The organism is Endozoicomonas acroporae, from assembly GCF_002864045.1.
Classification (GTDB): Bacteria; Pseudomonadota; Gammaproteobacteria; order Pseudomonadales; family Endozoicomonadaceae; genus Endozoicomonas; species Endozoicomonas acroporae.
The window spans coordinates 1-507 of the sequence record NZ_PJPV01000283.1 but is presented as its reverse complement, the minus strand read 5'-3'; the positions used below and the strand labels follow the sequence as shown (position 1 = coordinate 507).

Sequence of the window (507 nt, the reverse complement as noted above, 5' to 3'; positions counted from 1 at the left end):
GGTAATAGCTAATGTGTATGGCGATGAATTTGAATAACTGCAAATTCATTTGATCGTTAAAGGTAGTTGTATTGACTGACCTCTAATGATTTACGAAGGTAAATCGTTTCGGGTTATATGGTCAAGTGACTAAGCGTACACGGTGGATGCCTTGGCAGTCAGAGGCGATGAAGGACGTGGTAATCTGCGATAAGTCCTGGGGAGCTGATAAACAAGCTGTGATCCAGGAATTTCCGAATGGGGAAACCCAACGGCATAAGCCGTTATTCCTTACCTGAATACATAGGGTCTGGAAGGCGAACCCGGGGAACTGAAACATCTAAGTACCCGGAGGAAAAGAAATCAATTGAGATTCCCCCAGTAGCGGCGAGCGAACGGGGACCAGCCCTTAAGCAATTTTTGGTTTAGTGGAAGACTCTGGAAAGTGTCGCCATAGTGGGTGATAGCCCCGTACACGAAAGGCCAATCATTGTGAAATCGAGTAGGACGGGACACGTGAAATCCTGT

Annotated in this window: 1 rRNA gene; it reads left to right on the top strand. The window is 46.5% G+C overall.

Annotated features, from left to right (window positions below):
* Positions 1-119 precede the first annotated feature (119 nt).
* Positions 120-507 (top strand): 23S ribosomal RNA (locus CX664_RS25210); the annotation flags it as partial.